The sequence below is a fragment of the Chryseobacterium sp. WX genome (genome assembly GCF_029542485.1).
In the GTDB taxonomy this organism is placed as follows: Bacteria; Bacteroidota; Bacteroidia; order Flavobacteriales; family Weeksellaceae; genus Chryseobacterium; species Chryseobacterium cucumeris.
In genome coordinates this window covers 2478517-2495182 of the sequence record NZ_CP120710.1, presented here as the reverse complement: position 1 = coordinate 2495182, position 16666 = coordinate 2478517, and the positions used below count along the sequence as shown (strand labels likewise).

At 36.1% G+C, this 16666-nt stretch carries 13 protein-coding genes; 6 read left to right on the top strand and 7 right to left on the bottom strand.

All coding sequences use genetic code 11. The features are described 5' to 3' along the window. Positions 1–33 precede the first annotated feature (33 nt). Complete coding sequence (locus PZ898_RS11220; protein ID WP_277695525.1) at positions 34–912, bottom strand: DUF4846 domain-containing protein; 879 nt, start codon at positions 910–912, stop codon at positions 34–36. A 62-nt stretch (positions 913–974) separates the two neighbouring features. Further along, complete coding sequence (locus PZ898_RS11215) at positions 975–1325, bottom strand: helix-turn-helix domain-containing protein (RefSeq protein ID WP_277695524.1); 351 nt, start codon at positions 1323–1325, stop codon at positions 975–977. A gap of 94 nt (positions 1326–1419) precedes the next feature. On the opposite strand from PZ898_RS11215, the gene PZ898_RS11210 reads away from it, so the two are divergent. Continuing rightward, entirely contained in the window at positions 1420–2220 is an 801-nt protein-coding gene (locus PZ898_RS11210; RefSeq protein WP_277695523.1) for a DNA alkylation repair protein, read from the top strand. A 323-nt stretch (positions 2221–2543) separates the two neighbouring features. Here the strand turns inward: PZ898_RS11210 and PZ898_RS11205 are convergent, their stop codons facing one another. Together PZ898_RS11205 and PZ898_RS11200 are read right to left on the bottom strand one after the other, a co-directional pair. Further along, a complete protein-coding gene (locus tag PZ898_RS11205; RefSeq protein WP_120232870.1) occupies positions 2544–3302 on the bottom strand; it encodes a TIGR03915 family putative DNA repair protein in 759 nt (252 codons plus the stop codon). A gap of 152 nt (positions 3303–3454) precedes the next feature. Next, a complete protein-coding gene (locus PZ898_RS11200; protein WP_277695522.1) occupies positions 3455–4714 on the bottom strand; it encodes a putative DNA modification/repair radical SAM protein in 1260 nt (419 codons plus the stop codon). Positions 4715–4870: 156 nt separating this feature from the next. Here PZ898_RS11200 and PZ898_RS11195 point away from each other — a divergent pair, with 156 nt between their 5' ends. The 3 genes from PZ898_RS11195 (at position 4871) to PZ898_RS11185 (ending at position 7824) form a co-directional block, all read left to right on the top strand. Next, positions 4871–6199, top strand: coding sequence for a hydroxymethylglutaryl-CoA reductase, degradative (locus PZ898_RS11195; protein WP_062676276.1), 1329 nt, complete (start codon positions 4871–4873; stop codon positions 6197–6199). 229 nt (positions 6200–6428) lie between these two features. Next, positions 6429–7436: a hypothetical protein gene (locus PZ898_RS11190; protein WP_277695521.1), complete on the top strand. Its 1008-nt coding sequence runs from the start codon at positions 6429–6431 to the stop codon at positions 7434–7436. A gap of 1 nt (position 7437) precedes the next feature. Then, on the top strand, positions 7438–7824 hold the full coding sequence (locus PZ898_RS11185; protein ID WP_277695520.1) for a DUF423 domain-containing protein: 387 nt from the start codon (positions 7438–7440) through the stop codon (positions 7822–7824). A gap of 221 nt (positions 7825–8045) precedes the next feature. On the opposite strand, the gene PZ898_RS11180 is transcribed toward PZ898_RS11185, so the two are convergent. The 3 genes from PZ898_RS11180 to PZ898_RS11170 are packed head-to-tail and all read right to left on the bottom strand — an operon-like array spanning position 8046 to position 12421. After that, complete coding sequence (locus PZ898_RS11180) at positions 8046–9449, bottom strand: TolC family protein (protein ID WP_277695519.1); 1404 nt, start codon at positions 9447–9449, stop codon at positions 8046–8048. After that, the gene (locus PZ898_RS11175) at positions 9433–10746 is read right to left on the bottom strand and encodes an HlyD family efflux transporter periplasmic adaptor subunit (RefSeq protein ID WP_277695518.1); all 1314 of its coding nucleotides are present in this window, start codon (positions 10744–10746) and stop codon (positions 9433–9435) included. The genes PZ898_RS11180 and PZ898_RS11175 overlap by 17 nt, the downstream gene beginning before the upstream one ends. A gap of 4 nt (positions 10747–10750) precedes the next feature. Continuing rightward, positions 10751–12421, bottom strand: a complete 1671-nt coding sequence (locus PZ898_RS11170) for an ABC transporter ATP-binding protein (RefSeq protein WP_277695517.1) — start codon at positions 12419–12421, stop codon at positions 10751–10753. A gap of 456 nt (positions 12422–12877) precedes the next feature. Here PZ898_RS11170 and sucC point away from each other — a divergent pair, with 456 nt between their 5' ends. Together sucC and PZ898_RS11160 are read left to right on the top strand one after the other, a co-directional pair. Beyond that, on the top strand, positions 12878–14068 hold the full coding sequence (sucC, locus tag PZ898_RS11165; protein ID WP_062676270.1) for an ADP-forming succinate--CoA ligase subunit beta: 1191 nt from the start codon (positions 12878–12880) through the stop codon (positions 14066–14068). 381 nt (positions 14069–14449) lie between these two features. After that, positions 14450–16651: a reprolysin-like metallopeptidase gene (locus PZ898_RS11160; protein WP_277695516.1), complete on the top strand. Its 2202-nt coding sequence runs from the start codon at positions 14450–14452 to the stop codon at positions 16649–16651. Positions 16652–16666: the final 15 nt, after the last annotated feature.

The window sequence follows — 16666 nt, the reverse complement described above, 5'->3', positions numbered from 1 at the left end:
TAGTAAGTTTCCAATAGTTTTGAATATAAATTATTAAAAGCTTCTGAAGTTTGTGGGTTTAAAAAAATATCGTGCAGTTTTCGTCTCCTCAGCATGGATATCAAGGTCGTACCAGGGTGTAAAATAGGGATTAAACGGATTTGAAAGTACATGAACCGATTGCGCCGGGGTGAATCCTTCACTTAATAAGAATAATCTTTTTCCTTCCTTATTCCGGCAGACACCGGAAATAAAAACAATGTGTCCGGGACTTCCCGGTGTGATTAAAATATCTCCTGTTTTCAGATCTGAATTTTTTGTGACCGGTTTGGTTTCCTTATTTAATGAAATTGTTCCTGCATAATTGAAAATCAGGTCCAGATAATTTCTGAAACTTTGGTAAGAATCATCAAAAGGCATGGTTTTTCTAAAGCTGACTGAATTTCCGCTTACAAAAGCTCTCGTTCCGTTTTTATAATCATTCCAGCTGAAAAGATCACCGCTTGTAAAATGAAATTTAATTTCGTTAAATTTTTTTGCCTTATAAAGATATTCAGCTCTCATTCGGATGGCGGCATCAGCACATTGCTGCAAATCTTTATTTCCGGTATCAATATCAAAAACTGCTTCATGAAGATGTTGGGTAGAAATAGGTGTTCCGTCATATTTTACAATCTGGCTGCCGTAAGGTTTGAGTTTGAAATTCTCAATGAAATGCCCGAAAGAGCCAGGTTTTTCTTCCATCCACTCATAACCTTCCGGAGGTGAAAATCTTTCCCTGATGGTATTTTTACCTTTATTGATTTTTAAAGCATTTTCAGCAATTAAATGCTCATTTTTATCTGGTTCAGGTAATAAACGGTCTGATACTTTTTCTTTTGTACAGCCTATGTAAATGAGAATAACAATGATTCCTGTGATAACTTTTTTCATGCGTTTTAGTGAGCACAAATATCATTTTTTTTCACCTATCCGCCAATATCTTATTTGAAAATTTATCGGTTCAACGACTCCTCTTTTCCAGGAATCAACAATTTCCCCCAATCATTCAGCTGCCAGAGGATTTTCACCAGTTTTTCCCCAAGTTCTGTCAAAGTATATTCTACTCTTGGAGGAAGTTCATTGAAAGACTGTTTCGTTAAAATACCACCTTCCACCATTTCACTCAGCTGCTGATTGAGAACCCTGCGGTCCACTTTAGCAATACCTCTCAAAAATTCACTGGGACGTTTTTTCCCTTCATTGATCTGCCAGACAATGGGAATTTTCCATTTTCCACTGATGGTATTGACAGCAACTTCCAACGGACATATTTTATTTTCTTCAGCTCTTTCCTTTGTTTCCATAAAATTGACTTTTTTATCCCAATGGGGGAAAAATGTGCGGTATTGTTTTTCTCCGCCCACTTTCAGACTTTTGTAAAGGTAATCATTAAATAGTATGACAGAAAAACGAAAAGGAGCCCGCTCCATCAAAGATATTCCAACGGATATTTTGGAACAGCTGAACAGAGGAGAAATTGAAACCGCCAATCTTACGGAATGGTTGGCAGTAGATCAAAGGCTGCTGTTGGAAAATCTGCTTTTACAGAATGATCGTACGGAATATATGACACCCGTTTTAGAAAATGTAAACCAGCTGAAAAAGCAAACTGTCAATACCATTAATGAAACAATAGGAATTGGCTTACTTAATCTGGCTGTGAAAAATAAGGATAACGAATTTCTTTTGAAATTGTCAGTTCATCCCGCAGATCTGGTACGTTGCTGGGCAGCTTATACGATTGGAAGAAATAACGATTTACAACTTAAGGAAAAATTAAACAAAATTCAGCCATTTGCTTCTGACTCTCATTTTGGAGTGAGGGAAATCTGCTGGATGACGGTGCGTCCGGATATTTCCAAAAACCTGGACGAAAGTTTATCTATATTAACAAAGTGGACCGCGCATGATAATGAGAATGTAAGACGTTTTGCCAGCGAATCCACAAGGCCAAGAGGTGTGTGGTGTGAACATATTGATGCTTTAAAACAGAATCCAGGGCTTGGACTGGGAATACTGGAATCTTTACGATCTGATTCCTCCAGATATGTACAGGATAGTGTTGGCAACTGGCTGAATGATGCCAGCAAATCTCAACCCGAATTTGTAGTGGAAATCTGCGATGAATGGCTTCGGGAAAGTCCGACAAAAGAAACACAGTATATCGTAAAGAAAGCTCTGCGAACCCTTAAAAAGTAAGAGTTATCCACAAAATAAAAATGTTGATTTAGTTTTTGATTATATAGGTCACAGATTTACATGGCTTTATGTCATATTTATATATTCCTTTTTTCCCGGGAAGTGTCTTTATTTGCTTAATTTCTGTATGAAAAAGAACACTGATATATTTTCAATGTTAACTATATGTTAACTGGAAAAAGTTATCCACAATATGAGTTTTCAATTAATGTGGATTCTATCTTGCAGTAAAATAATGATTTACATAAAAATTAAAAAATAGAAGCTGGAATTACAGTCTTTTCTTCGCTGAAAAAAAAGTTATCCACAATGTGGGATTTTACTTACCATTTTTCAGTCAGATATTTCCAGTACCTTTTCGGAACATGCTGAATATGCAGTTTCATATTTTTTCTTTCCACAATATTGGTTTTCGTGAAATAACGCTGCCAAAGTAGCTGATAGCTCTTTTCCTCATCATGGAACTTCTGTTGATAATGGTTAAGATCAAGTTTTTCATCAGGGTAGAAAAATTCACAATCGTTCAGATTATATAAAAGGCCATAGTTTCTTCGAAGATCGTAGATCATCCATTTCTGATCCTGATATCGGTCTTTAAAATGTTTTCTGATTAAAGGAAGAACATTGAAATCGGGATCTATTTTGGAGAAAAAAACACCATCCTGCATTTTTTCAAAGCGGACAAATGCAGTCATCCTATGCCTTTCCCTGTCTACCGATTTGCAGATTTTTGAAATTTTTAAAACATCAGAATCGGCAAAGTTTTCAAGAATATTAATTTCAGGTTTTTTCACCGACTGCCTTACTGCGGATAAGATGAGGTTTTCCAGATCCGGATCTTCAGATAAAAAAACTTTTAAAAGTTTGTAAACGCCCTGTTTACCAATATTCTGCTCCAGTTTATTCAAAACCCTTTCAGACTTGTCTGGTTGAGTAATTACTTCGTGAATTTCTGCAAAAATGTTTTCCTGATGAAATCTTTCACTGCTTGCAATCTCCACATCTTTATAACGGTATTCGAAAACTTCAAATATTGCAGTGAAAAGACCATCGAAACTTCCATCGTAGAGTAGGGTTGTCATGTGTTGAATTAAAATTTGCATGTGCTTGTCATTCTGAACGAAATAAAATGAAGTGAAGAATCTAGAGATTCTTCCTTCGTCAGAATGACAGTCGTGCTGTATTATAAATTAGTGTCCATTTGTGAAAATATTGGTGTCATTTGTGTTTAAAATCAAAACAAAGTCAGCTGTTGCGAAAACTGGTTATGAAATTTGGATGAGCTTCCGCCTATGAGCAGCTTTCTGAAATTTTTATCCGTCAAATATTTCAGGTAGGCATTTCCCGCAGTAAAATCAATAAAATATTTTGCCCGGTTCACAGCTGCTCCGAGTTTTTTCAAATGATCCATGGTCAAAATCTGAAAACGTCTTGCACTCACAATTTTCTGAGCTGTTTTCACTCCGATTCCGGGAATTCTTAAAATCATCCGGTATTCGGCAGTCTGGAGATTCACCGGGAACTGATCCAGATTCCGCAATGCCCAGCTTAATTTAGGATCCATTTCCAGATCAAGAAAAGGAACATTCGGATCTAAAATTTCTTCCGCTTTAAAGCCATAAAATCTCATCAGCCAGTCCGACTGATACAGTCGGTTTTCCCGAAGCATTGGAACTTCCGTCGTTAAAGAAGGCAGTCTCTGATCTTCCAACACCGGAACATATCCGGAATAATACACCCTTTTCAGATTAAAATTTTTATAAAAATGATCAGCAACTTTAATGATCTGAAGGTCGTTTTCATTAGTTGCCCCTACAATCATCTGTGTAGATTGTCCGGCAGGAGCAAACTTGGGAACTTTTTTCAGAATTTTCTTTTCATCCTTATACTGAATAATTCCTTTTTGGATATATCGCATCGGGCTGATCATATCCTGTCTGTTTTTTTCAGGGGCCAGCAATTTTAATCCACTTTCTGTAGGAATTTCAATATTTACGGATAACCGATCTGCATACAACGCGGCTTCCTGCATCAGATCATCACTTGCCCCGGGAATAGATTTCAAATGAATATACCCGTTAAAGTTCTCTTCCAAACGTAGCTTTTTGGCAACTCTTACAAGCCTTTCCATGGTTGTGTCTGCATTTTTGAAAATTCCTGAGCTTAGAAATAACCCTTCAATATAATTTCGACGGTAAAAATTGATGGTAAGATCTACCACTTCTTCTACCGTAAAAGCAGCTCTTTTGATATCATTGGAACTTCTGGAAACACAGTAAGCACAATCATAAATACAGTGATTGGTCACTAAGATTTTAAGCAAAGAAACACATCTGCCGTCTTCTGTATAGGTATGACAGATCCCGCTTGCAGAACTATCTCCTAATGCTCCTTTTTTATTTTTTCTTGTACCTCCGCTTGATGAACAGGAAACATCATATTTCGCTGCATCAGCAAGGATTTCCAGCTTTTCTTTAAGACGGTCAAAATTCATATTTTAATAGATTTGATCTGTTTTGTATCAAAAATGTAATTTAATTTTGTTCAAATTTAGTTCCAAAATTGATAAAAGTCAATCTTTTTTCATATAAGTTATCAACAAAAAAGAGTCTCAAAATCATTATATTTACGGCTCATTAAAGTTTATATCATGAATCATAAACCAATCGAAGGTTTTTCCAAGCTTCCAAAGCAGGGGAAAATCGAATGGCTCGTAAACGAATATCTTGAAGGAAACCAGGAATATCAAAATATATTAAAACAATACTGGAATGATGATGCAGATCTTCAGAAGCTTCACGAAGAATTTTCTGAAAATACCATCTCCAATTTTTATATGCCGTACGGAATTGCTCCAAACTTTTTAATCGATGGAAAACTGTTGGCGCTTCCAATGGCAGTTGAAGAAAGTTCTGTAGTTGCTGCAGCTTCTAAAGCCGCAAAATTCTGGATCGACAAAGGAGGTTTTAAAACAACCATTATCAATACAGAAAAGCTGGGACATACCCACTTTATTTTTAATGTAGAACCGCACAAATTATTGCATTTCTTTAATTTCAGTTTAAAGAAAAAACTATTTGAAGCTACAGAAGATATCACGGCGAATATGAGAAAACGTGGTGGAGGTATTTTAAATATCAGCCTAGTGGATAAAACAGCAGAAATGCCGAATTATTACCAGCTGAAAGCAAGCTTCGATACCGTAGATTCAATGGGAGCGAACTTTATCAATTCATGTCTTGAGCAGTTCGGAAAGACTTTGAGACAGGAAGTTGCTACCAGTGAAGATTTTACTCAGGAAGAAAAGAATTCACTACAGATTGTAATGAATATTCTTTCCAACTTTACGCCTGACTGTATCGTAAGAGCTGAGGTTTCGTGTAAAATGGAAGATTTAAAAGATGACAGTGGAATTTCTCCTGAAGAATTTGCTTCTAAATTCAAACAGGCCGTTACCATTGCAGAAATAGAACCTTACCGTGCGACAACTCATAATAAAGGAGTAATGAACGGAGTAGATGCTGTTGTAATCGCTACCGGAAATGATTTCCGAGCTACAGAAGCCTGTGCACATGCGTATGCTGCAAGAGACGGACAATACAGATCTTTAACACACTGTACAACAGATAACGGTATTTTCAGATTCTGGATTGATCTTCCTATTTCTGTAGGAGTAGTAGGAGGGCTTACCAATCTTCACCCTTTGGTAAAATTCTCTCTGGCTCTTCTTGGAAAACCTTCTGCACAGGAGCTGATGAGTATTCTTGCTGTTTCCGGTCTTGCACAAAACTTTGGAGCTTTACGTTCTCTGGTAACCACTGGAATTCAGAAAGGACATATGAAAATGCACTTATTGAACATTCTGAATCAATTGGGAGCCACTGAAGAAGAAAAACAGCATTTTGTCACATATTTTAAAGATAAAACGGTGAGCCACCATGAGGTGATCAACGAGTTTAACAGAATGAGAGGAAACTAATGTTACAGATCATTTTGCCCATAGTATTTCTTCTTTTTGGATTTTTTCTAAAGAAAACAAACCATGAAGGTTTCAGAAGTTCCAAGAGATTTGCCAATATGTTTATCATACTGGGGATTTCTACATTGGTGGCCAAGTTCATTTTAATGTACTTAAAATCAAAATGGTGAAAAGGAATATTGTATTTTTTTTATTGATTTCGGGGTTAAGTTTTTCACAACAGCAAAAAGTGAAAATAAGTAATCTGCAGCCTAAAACTGAAGATACCGTTTTTCCGGTTGTTTCTTATTCTGAAAATCCTCGGGTAGAAAATAAAATCAATACGTTTCTTCAGGTAGATCAGCTGGAATATGTTCCCGGATCTGGCGGAAATCCTTTTAAACTGGCTTCTACAGCCACCAATTCCTATTCAAACTATCTTTATTTTTATAGTTGGGATAAGATTGAAACGCCTAAGAATATTCTGAGTATTGCCATAGATGGTGAAGCTTCGGGCGCTTATCCGGAGGGTTTTCTGATCTGGAAGAATTTTGATCTGAGAACAGGAAACTTTATCAATGCCAAAGATTTATTTCAACCGGGTTCAGTGAAAACTGTTGAGGGAATTATTCAGAAAAGAGTAAAGAAAAGAATTTCTGATTTTCTTGTTACACTGAAAGCTGAGAAAAACCCGGCAGAGGAAACTCAAGATCAGATCGCTATGTATGAAGACTGTTTTACGGAACATACTTTGGACGGTATCCGATATTTCTTTGGGAAAGACAAGCTGACTTTTGTTGCCGGAAGATGTTCCAACCATGCCATGAGAGCTTTGGACGACCTGGGCAGTCATGAAATAGAATTTTCCTACAAAGAGCTGGAAAAATACTGGAGTCCTTATGCGAGAAATTTAATTTCCGATTCTGAAAAAACAGAGATGACCAGTCTTACTAATAAATTGTATAAGGGAAAGATCGATGGAAAGTATTCTATTACTGTTTTGATCAATGAGGTATATGATGATGGTTCATTTTCTGCAAAATACTGGTATGATAAAAATAAAAAACTGATTGAGTGGAACGGAAAGATAAAAGGTAATCATATCTCCATCATAGAAAACGATTATTATAGTGAAGAAACCAACCAATGGATTTTCAAAGCCTTGGTGGAAGCAGATCTGCAAGGCAGAAAAATTATAGGAACCTGGCAGGATGAGAAAACAAAAAAATATTTAACCCTAGAATTAGAAGAGTTATAAAATGAAAACAATTACTTTAGTTTTTGGAGCAGTTTACGGAATGGTTTCTGTAATCCTGGGTGCATTCGGAGCGCACGCTTTAAAGAAAATATTAGCTGTGGAAAGACTGGAAAGTTTTGAAACAGGCGTAAGATACCAGATGTATGCAGCTTTTTTCCTGCTGATCATCGGGTATATCTTAAAATTTGAAACCTCAGCTGAAAAATGGACTTCCATTTTAATGATTGCAGGTACTCTTTTATTCTCAGTAAGCATTTACTTCCTGAGCATGCAGGATTATCTGGGAATGAATCTTAAATTCTTAGGCCCCATCACTCCGCTTGGAGGTCTGATGATGATCTTAAGCTGGGGAATGCTGATCTTATATTTTGTTAAAAACAGAATATAAGAATGAAGATTAACAGAAGAAGACGGTTAATACGAACATTCAATCTCTGAGATCAACCTATCAGATTCAATCCGTTTGTATTCAGCCGCACTTTTTTATGTGGGCTGTGACTGGTCTGGTGGGCGGTAATAGTAATATTGACTTATAAAACAATTTCTGGTGTATTTTTAGACCAGAATATCAATAAAAAAGTTCAGGGAGTTTCCTGAACTTTTTTGGTTTTATAAAGAGAAATTTTCATTCATCCATTTAAGTTTATTAAAGCTTTTAAGAAATTTCGCTTTGATGGAAATGAATTTTTCCTGTGCTTCAATCATTTTATTTTCCCTTGAATTGATCAGGAAAAGAGAACTCTCACCGTTCGCATACTTTATTTCTTCTGCAGTAAGAAGTTGCTGGTAATTCACAAGATTATTTTGTGAAAGGGCTATCTGGGTATGGTAATTTAAAAGTTCGTTTTTATAGGTTTCAATTTTCGTGGTAAGCTCTCTTTTCTTGAATTCAGTATCAAGTTTATTTTGTTCTATTTTAATTTTGGCCATTTGATAACTGGCTTTGGCTTCCCTTTGAAATACCGGTATTTCAAGTTTTAATCCATATTGAAAATTATTGTCAAAAAGAGGAAGGTAATCTGACTGATAATTCTCTTTGTTGAAGAAATTATAAGTAAAATCAAACTTGGGAAGAAAGCTCTGCCATTTCAGCTTCCGTTCACTTTCTAAAATATGATGTTTCTGAGTATAATACTGTACAGACCAATGGTTGGTGGTTTCTTTTGTTTTAATTTCCTGCAGAAGAAATTCAAAATCTGAGTAGGCGGTATGATCTGAAAGATGATCTGCAGGATAAATAAGTTGTGAGATTTCATAAATTTCACGATTCTCTTTCCATAAAAATAACTGCAGCTGCTGGGTGTTTTTAACAAAATTTAAATAAGCTTCTTTCTGCTGAAGTTCAAAGCTCTGTAGCTGAGAAGCTGCTTCAACAGTATCGATAGCTGCTCTTTCTCCATATTCAAAAGTTTTCCGGGTGAGCTGCAGACGTTTTTTGCTGACCTCAACCGCTTTGTTTTGCAGCTTGTAAATTTCGAAACTTTGTACCCATTCCCAATAGGTGTTTTCTGCTTCAAGAAGAAGTTCATTGGTAAGTACAGTCTGTTCAGCTTCCGTCATTTTCGAAGCAAATTTCGCCTGATCCAATGCTGCTCTTCGTTTATCATACAAAAGATTTTTAGCTAAAGGAACAGTAATTCCCATGCTGTAAATGCCACCTTTGGTTTCACTGGAGTTGAGTTTTTCACCATCCAGATATTGATATCCTGCCGTAAGATCAATTCCGTACCAGGTAGGAATACCCAGTTCAATATTTTTTTGTCTGTAATATTGTACACCGTCAATGTTCTTTTCGCCCAGTTTTCCTCCTAAAATAGGATCAAAATTTCCTCTTGCTTTAGTAATCTCAGATTGCGCAATTTTGTTTTGCAGTTGATATTTCAATGCCATTGGATGATAATTTTTTACCACCGCTAGAAATTCATTTGCTGAAATCATGAGAGAATCCTGTGCTTTATGATACTGGAAAAAAAGAAAGATCAATATAAAAAGAAGTTTACTTTGTTTTCTCATACTTAGCAGTTTGATCATTTTTTACTTCATAATAATCTGGTGGAAAACCGTTGATATTTCTCCATAGTTCATACCAGATAGGAACATCATTAAGAATGGCAATTCCCTGTACACCTCCTCCCATTTTAATTTTTGGAGGCCATCTTTTTTCCTTTTTATCTTCAATAATCAATGCTTTAAAAAGTCCGTTTGCACTGATATTGCTTTCCACGGCAACCACCTTGCCTGCAAATGTTCCGTAGCTGGAATTGGGCCATCCCGAGAATACAATGGCAGGAAATCCATCAAAAATGCACATCACACGCTGACCTTCTTTCACAAGCGGGAGATCCACAGGTTTTATATAAATCTCAACTGCATAATCTACTGCTGTGGGAACAATTGTCCCAATATTTTCACCATCTTTTAAAACTTCACCAATTCCTGTTTTATTAAGCTGTACAATCTGACCGTCCTGTGAGGCAATAATGAAATATAAGCCCTGTCTTGCTTTGTAATTGGCCACTTGATTTTCGAGCTTGGCAATTTCACCTTCACTGCCCTCAATCTGCCCCATGTTTTGAAAACGGTCTCCTTCTATTTTACTGAGTTTCTCTGTGTAATCCTGAATCACAGAATTCTGTTCAATTCCTATATTGATAATTTCCTGACGGGTTTGAGCCACTTTATTTTCTGATGTTGTTTTTTTGGCAACAGCATTTTGATAAGAAATACTTCTCTGTTGAAACTGGGTAAGAGAAACCAAACCTTCCTCATACATTTTTTTCTGCCGCGCAAACTGGTCTTCTGAAAGCTTAAGTTCATTAGTGGCTGCGGTGAGTTCTGCTTCTTCACCGGTAAGTTTATTATTAAGCTGGCTTATTTTTATTTTGAGCTGATTCAGTTTTAAGTTTCTGGCTGAATGTAAGGCTTCAAGCTGGGTTTTCACTGTTCCTGCTTTTGCTTCATAGAAATTTCTTACTCCCTTTTTAGCATTTACCTGTTCCTGTGTTCTCTGTACCAAAAGCGGATCTAAATAATCATCTTTTATTTCGGAAAGCTGCAGTAAAGTATCTCCTTTTTTTACATAATCTCCGTTTTTAACATACCATTTGATGATTTTTCCCGGGATAGGAGAGTGAAGTTGCTGTGGACGCTGTTCCTGATAAAGAGAGGTTACATTTCCTTTCACTTTAATATTCTGTGTCCAAGGGAGAAATAAGGTAATTATACCGCCTATGAAGATAAACAGAAACCATCTTTTTACCCGTGACTTTTTATGAATATGATAGATATTGTCAAACGACTGTAGTTTCATTTTACTAATTGTTTTGAAGTGTTTTTAATGTTCCTCCTTCCAGATGAAAATGCTGATCGGCATATTGTAGCAGTTCTGTATCCTGAGAAACAATAATAATAGTTGTGTTTTCCTTGATTTTCTGGAGATATTTTATCATTTTGTCCTGATATTCTTCACGGATTCCTGCAAAAGGATTTTCCAGAATGATAAGTTTTTTGTTACCGAGGAGAGCACGAAGCAGCAGTATTTTTTTCTTTGAACTGAATGTGATTTCAGGATCAGTTTCACTTACTTCTGTAAAGAATCCGCTACTGAACATACTTGAAATATTTTCTATACCCATATTTTCAGAAAGCTCAAGAATATCTTCTGTGTGGCTCTGGCTGCTTCCTAATAGGATGTTTTCTTTAACGGTTCCCTGAATGATCTTCATATTTTCCAGATAAAGTCCAACATTATTTCTCCAGTGTTTTTTCTCTATATTTTTTAATGGAATTTTATCAATCAGAATTGCTCCTGAGCTGGGCTCGAAGAATCCTGTGATCATATTAAGCAGAAGGGTTTTTCCCGCTCCCAGTTTTCCTGTTAGAATGTTCAGACTGTTTTCTTTGATTTTGAAATTAAGGTCCGAAAGGATGGGAGTATTATCATTAAATGAAAAGCTTACATTTTTAAATTCAATTTCTGTCCCTTTTTCTTTCTGAGATAATGTGATTTCTCCGTTGGGTTCCTCTTTAAGTTCAGTGATTTTAGAGAGTTTGGCAAAAGACGCAATCAGATCATAATAACTTTCAAGGCTTACAATAAGCTTTTCTACAGCAGACATGATGCTTAGAACAACAATTTCTGTGGCAATGAATGCTCCGATATTCAGCTTTTGATTAATCAGAAGATAGGTTCCAATGGCCAGCATTGCTAAAGTAATGATGACTTTAAAAGCAATAATTGTTTTATACTGAAAAACGAGTACTTTAAAATGAGCTGTTCTGTGCTTAAGATATTCTATCACTCTTTCATCGGTTCCTTTTAAATGAGAATCATCTTCAGAATGCATTTTAAATGTTTTTACAGAACCGGCGATATCCTCTATCCATGCTGCTGTATCGTATTTTTTGTTGCTCTCTTCAATGCTGGATTTGATTCCGCTTTCCATTGTATATCTGAAAATAATTACAACAGAGAGAATAACCAGACCTCCGAATGCTAAAAACCAAGGATGATAAAAAGAGAGCAAGAGAATCCCAAAAACAATCTGTATTAAAGCAGTAGGAATTTCCAGTAATATTTTTGAAATTCCTTTCTGAAGATTCTGAATATCAAAGAATCGGTTGACAAGTTCCGGAAGGTAGTATTTTCTGGTGTAGGAAAGATCTGCTTTGGGGATTTTGTCTGCTATGGCGATGGAAAATTCTACAAATATTTTCTGCTGTATCTTTTCAATTATCTGGATCACTTTTAATCTGAAATATCCGGCAAGCCAGGTTCCGATTACGACAAAAAATATGAGGATATAAATGGAAGTTGTCATTGTAGCTCCCATCACAAAGCTTACAATAGACTGTATTCCTAAAGGTACGCTCAGCAAGACTAAACCATTCAGAATAGCATAGAAATAAATATTGGTAACATCTTTTTTTTCTTTTGTAATGTAGCGGATGAGCCTTTTTCCCTGTTCATTAGCTGGTATTTCCATTTTTCTTCTTTAGTAAAAGATTAACTGTTTTTTTAAGTTGTGAATTTTCCTTTGAATATCATCTGTTGTCACTGGAAACAGCTTTTGTTTTCCAGGAAATTGATAGGATTTGGTGATCACTTTTTCTGAAATAAGGACTTTTACCTGAATTGAATTTCATCTGAAAATTCATGAAATAGGTATGTTTTATTTCCGGGCTTCAAAGATAATAGATGGGATTTGTTAATATTCTTATCTACATTAGAATGACATTAAAATGTCATTAGAATATGATCGTGAGATTTAGTTTTTTTATGATCATTATCATATTATTCATAGATTCACCGCTTTGAATCTGATAAGATCGCATATAAACTTACAGAATGCGTTAAAAGTTCTATAATTTTCTTTTTAACCTTATTCATTTTTAGTAAATTTGTCAACCTTTAAATATTAAAATAAAATAATAAAAATAATATGAATCTTCACGAGTATCAATCAAAAGAGATTTTATCAAAGTATGGAGTAGCTATCCAACGTGGTTTCGTTGCAAACAACGTAGATGAAGCTGTAGCTGCTGCTGAAAAACTAACTGCTGAAACTGGCGCTCAAGGGTGGGTAGTAAAAGCTCAGATCCACGCAGGTGGTCGTGGTAAAGGTGGTGGTGTAAAGTTCTCTCCAAACATGGATAAGCTTAAAGAAAACGCTCAGAACATCATCGGAATGCAGTTGATTACTCCACAAACTTCTGCTGAAGGTAAAAAAGTAAATTCTGTTTTGGTTGCAGAGGATGTATATTATCCAGGTGAGTCAGAAACTAAAGAATTTTATGTTTCTATTCTATTAGACAGAGCTGAAGGTAAAAATACAATCGTATATTCTACTGAAGGTGGTATGGATATTGAGCACGTTGCTGAAGTAACTCCTCATTTGATCCACAAAGAAATCATTGATCCTGCTTTAGGTCTTCAGGGATTCCAGGCTAGAAAAATTGCTTTCAACCTAGGCCTTGAAGGAAATGCTTTCAAAGAATTTGTAAAATTCATCGGTTCTCTTTATAATGCTTACACAGGTATTGATGCATCTCTTTTCGAAATCAACCCTGTATTAAAAACTTCCGATAACAAAATTATCGCTGTAGATGCTAAAGTAACTTTAGATGACAACTCATTGTTCCGTCACAAAGACTTAGCAGAATTGAGAGATACAAGAGAAGAAGATCCAATGGATGTAGAAGCTGGTGAAGCAGGTCTTAACTTCGTAAAACTTGATGGTAACGTTGCTTGTATGGTAAACGGAGCTGGTCTTGCAATGGCGACTATGGATATCATCAAATTATCTGGTGGTAACCCTGCAAACTTCCTTGACGTAGGTGGTACTGCAGATGCTCAGAGAGTACAGACAGCTTTCGGAATCATCTTAAGAGATCCAAACGTAAAAGCTATTTTGATTAACATCTTCGGAGGTATTGTAAGATGTGACAGAGTTGCTCAGGGGGTTGTAGATGCTTACAAAGCTATGGGTAGCCTTCCTGTTCCATTGATCGTAAGATTACAGGGAACTAACGCTGTAGAAGCTAAAAAATTAATTGACGAGTCTGGTCTTCCGGTACACTCTGCAATTACTTTAGAAGAAGCGGCAAACAAAGTAAAAGAAGTTTTAGCGTAACCTAAAATTTTAAATAAAATAAGAAAACCGTTCCATTTTTTGGAGCGGTTTTTTTGTGTTTATCTATTATAATTCCAGCAATCAATGTAAAAATGAGGAGCTGATAACTGTTTTTGGGGATAAAAACTGGAAATTGGGTAGTTTTTAAGCTATTTTTAAATTTATCATAATTAAATGTTATTGTAAAAATAAAAATAGAAAAAGAAAAATGTATTGTGTAATTAAATCAATTTTTTGAAAAAAAAGTTTTTTATTCTTAATTGCTTTTATTTTTAATAAATGTTGTATTTATGGGAAGTTATGATACGCAAAAAGGAGGTTCATTTTGTATTGAATTCTATTGCGGAGCATATCAATGTTTAACACAAATAATGAAAATCTATGAAAAACAAAACATTTATTTTTTTCGGTTTATTGGGTGCAGTATTAACTTTTGGACAACAAAACTATTGGAAAAAGACGGATGGGGAGAAAGAAAAAGAGCTTGCTCCCAGAAATGTAATGCCGAAAACATTTTCCCTGTATAATCTTGACCTTGATAAGATTAAGGAAGAACTGAAAAAAGCTCCCGAACGCTTTTCTGATGACCATAGCCTTGTTCTGAAATTTCCGGATGCTGATGGAGAGTTTCATGATTATATTGTACAGGAAGCTTCAATAATGGAACCTGAGCTTCAGGAAAGATTCTCCGATATCCGTTCTTACACCGGGTGGGAAGAAAATCATCCGGAAAATACAATACGTTTCAGTACCAGTCCGGAAACAGGAATCAGTATAATGTATTTCAATGGATGGAACATCAGCTATCTGGATGCCTATACCAAGGATAATACTTCTTTTATCTATTATAAAAGAGAAGATTTACCGGAAAATCCTACGCCTTTCAGATGCAGCATACAGGAAGATGCCGATCAGCTATTGGGTAATGATCAGCTGTCAGATAATTTTGTTTCCGGCAGGCCTATGGTTTCGGACGGGGTATTCAGAACGTATAAGCTGGCATTGGCAGCTACGGGAGAGTATACCAAATATCACGGCGGAACAATTCATGGTGCAATGGCCGCAATGGCTACCACAATGACAAGAGTAAACGGAGTATATGAAAAAACGATAGCCGTTACCATGGTGATGGTGGCTAATAACCATCTTCTTATTTACAGAAATCCGGCAACTGACCCCTATACCAATGGGGATGAGGATAAGATGCTTAATGAGAATGTAAAAAACATCAATAATGTGATAGGATTTGCACATTACAATATAGGTCATGTTTTTGGAGTCAACAGTGGCGGAGTTGCAGGGTTGAGGGTTATATGTTCTAAATTGAAAGCACAGGGGGTTACAGGTTCCGGTACTCCCATTAATGATCCTTTTGATATAGATTATGTTGCCCATGAAATGGGACATCAGTTTGGAGCCAATCATACCTTCAGGGCTAATACCGTAGCTTGTAAAGGAAATGTAAATAACAGAACAGCGTATGAGCCGGGAAGTGCCAGTACTATTATGGGATATGCAGGAATATGCGGAGGGAATAGTATTCAGCCGCATAGTGATGCTTATTTCCATGCTGCCAGCGTAAAAGAAATGTATTATACTATATCAAGGGATATCGATTGCTCTGCTAAAAGACGAATGGTTAACAGGGTTCCTACTGCTAACGCAGGCCTGGATTATTCTATTCCTAAAGGAACTGCATTTGTACTGACAGGTCAGGGAACAGATCCGGATAATGATCCGCTTACCTATTTATGGGAACAATATGACAACAAGAATAACATACAGCCGCCACTTCCTTCTAATGTCCAAGGCCCCGTATACCGATCGAGATTACCAAAAACTGAGAATATGAGATATTTCCCGCATTTGTCAGCTGTTTTATCTAATAACTTAACTCCTATGTGGGAAGTTACTCCTAACGTTGCAAGAACTTTGAATTTTTCATTGCTTGTTAATGATAATAGAGCAACGGGAAATCAAACGGCTCATGATGCTATGGTAGTAACCGTAACGAATGCCGGACCATTTAAAGTAACCTCGCATACAGGAAACTCATATAGTCCGGGTACCCATACCATAAAGTGGAATGTGGCAGGAACGGATACAGGAGCTGTAAACACAAAGTATGTTACCATTCTTCTTTCCAAAGATGGAGGCTATCATTTTGATACTGTTCTTGCAGCCAATGTTCCTAACAATGGCTCTGCTGTAGTTAATTTTCCTAATGAAAATATTGGAACAGCAAGAATTATGGTGAAAGCCGTGGGAAATATTTATTTTGCTGTGAATACAACTAATTTTTCCATAGCGAAAACAGCTTCGCAGGTTAAAAAAGAAATAAAGACAAATCGTTTTGCTGTTTATCCTAATCCTTCTCATGATGAAGTGAATATCAGACTAGATGATGAAAATAGTGAAGCTCTGTACAGCCTGATGGATAGTTCAGGAAGGATTGTGAAAAAAGGAAATCTGAAAGGTTACGCAAAAATTCTGGTTCATGATTTTGCTGCAGGAACTTATTTTGTAACTGTCAATACAACAAACGGTAAGAAATATACAGAGAAACTTATTATCAATAAATAAAATGAAAACTTCTTT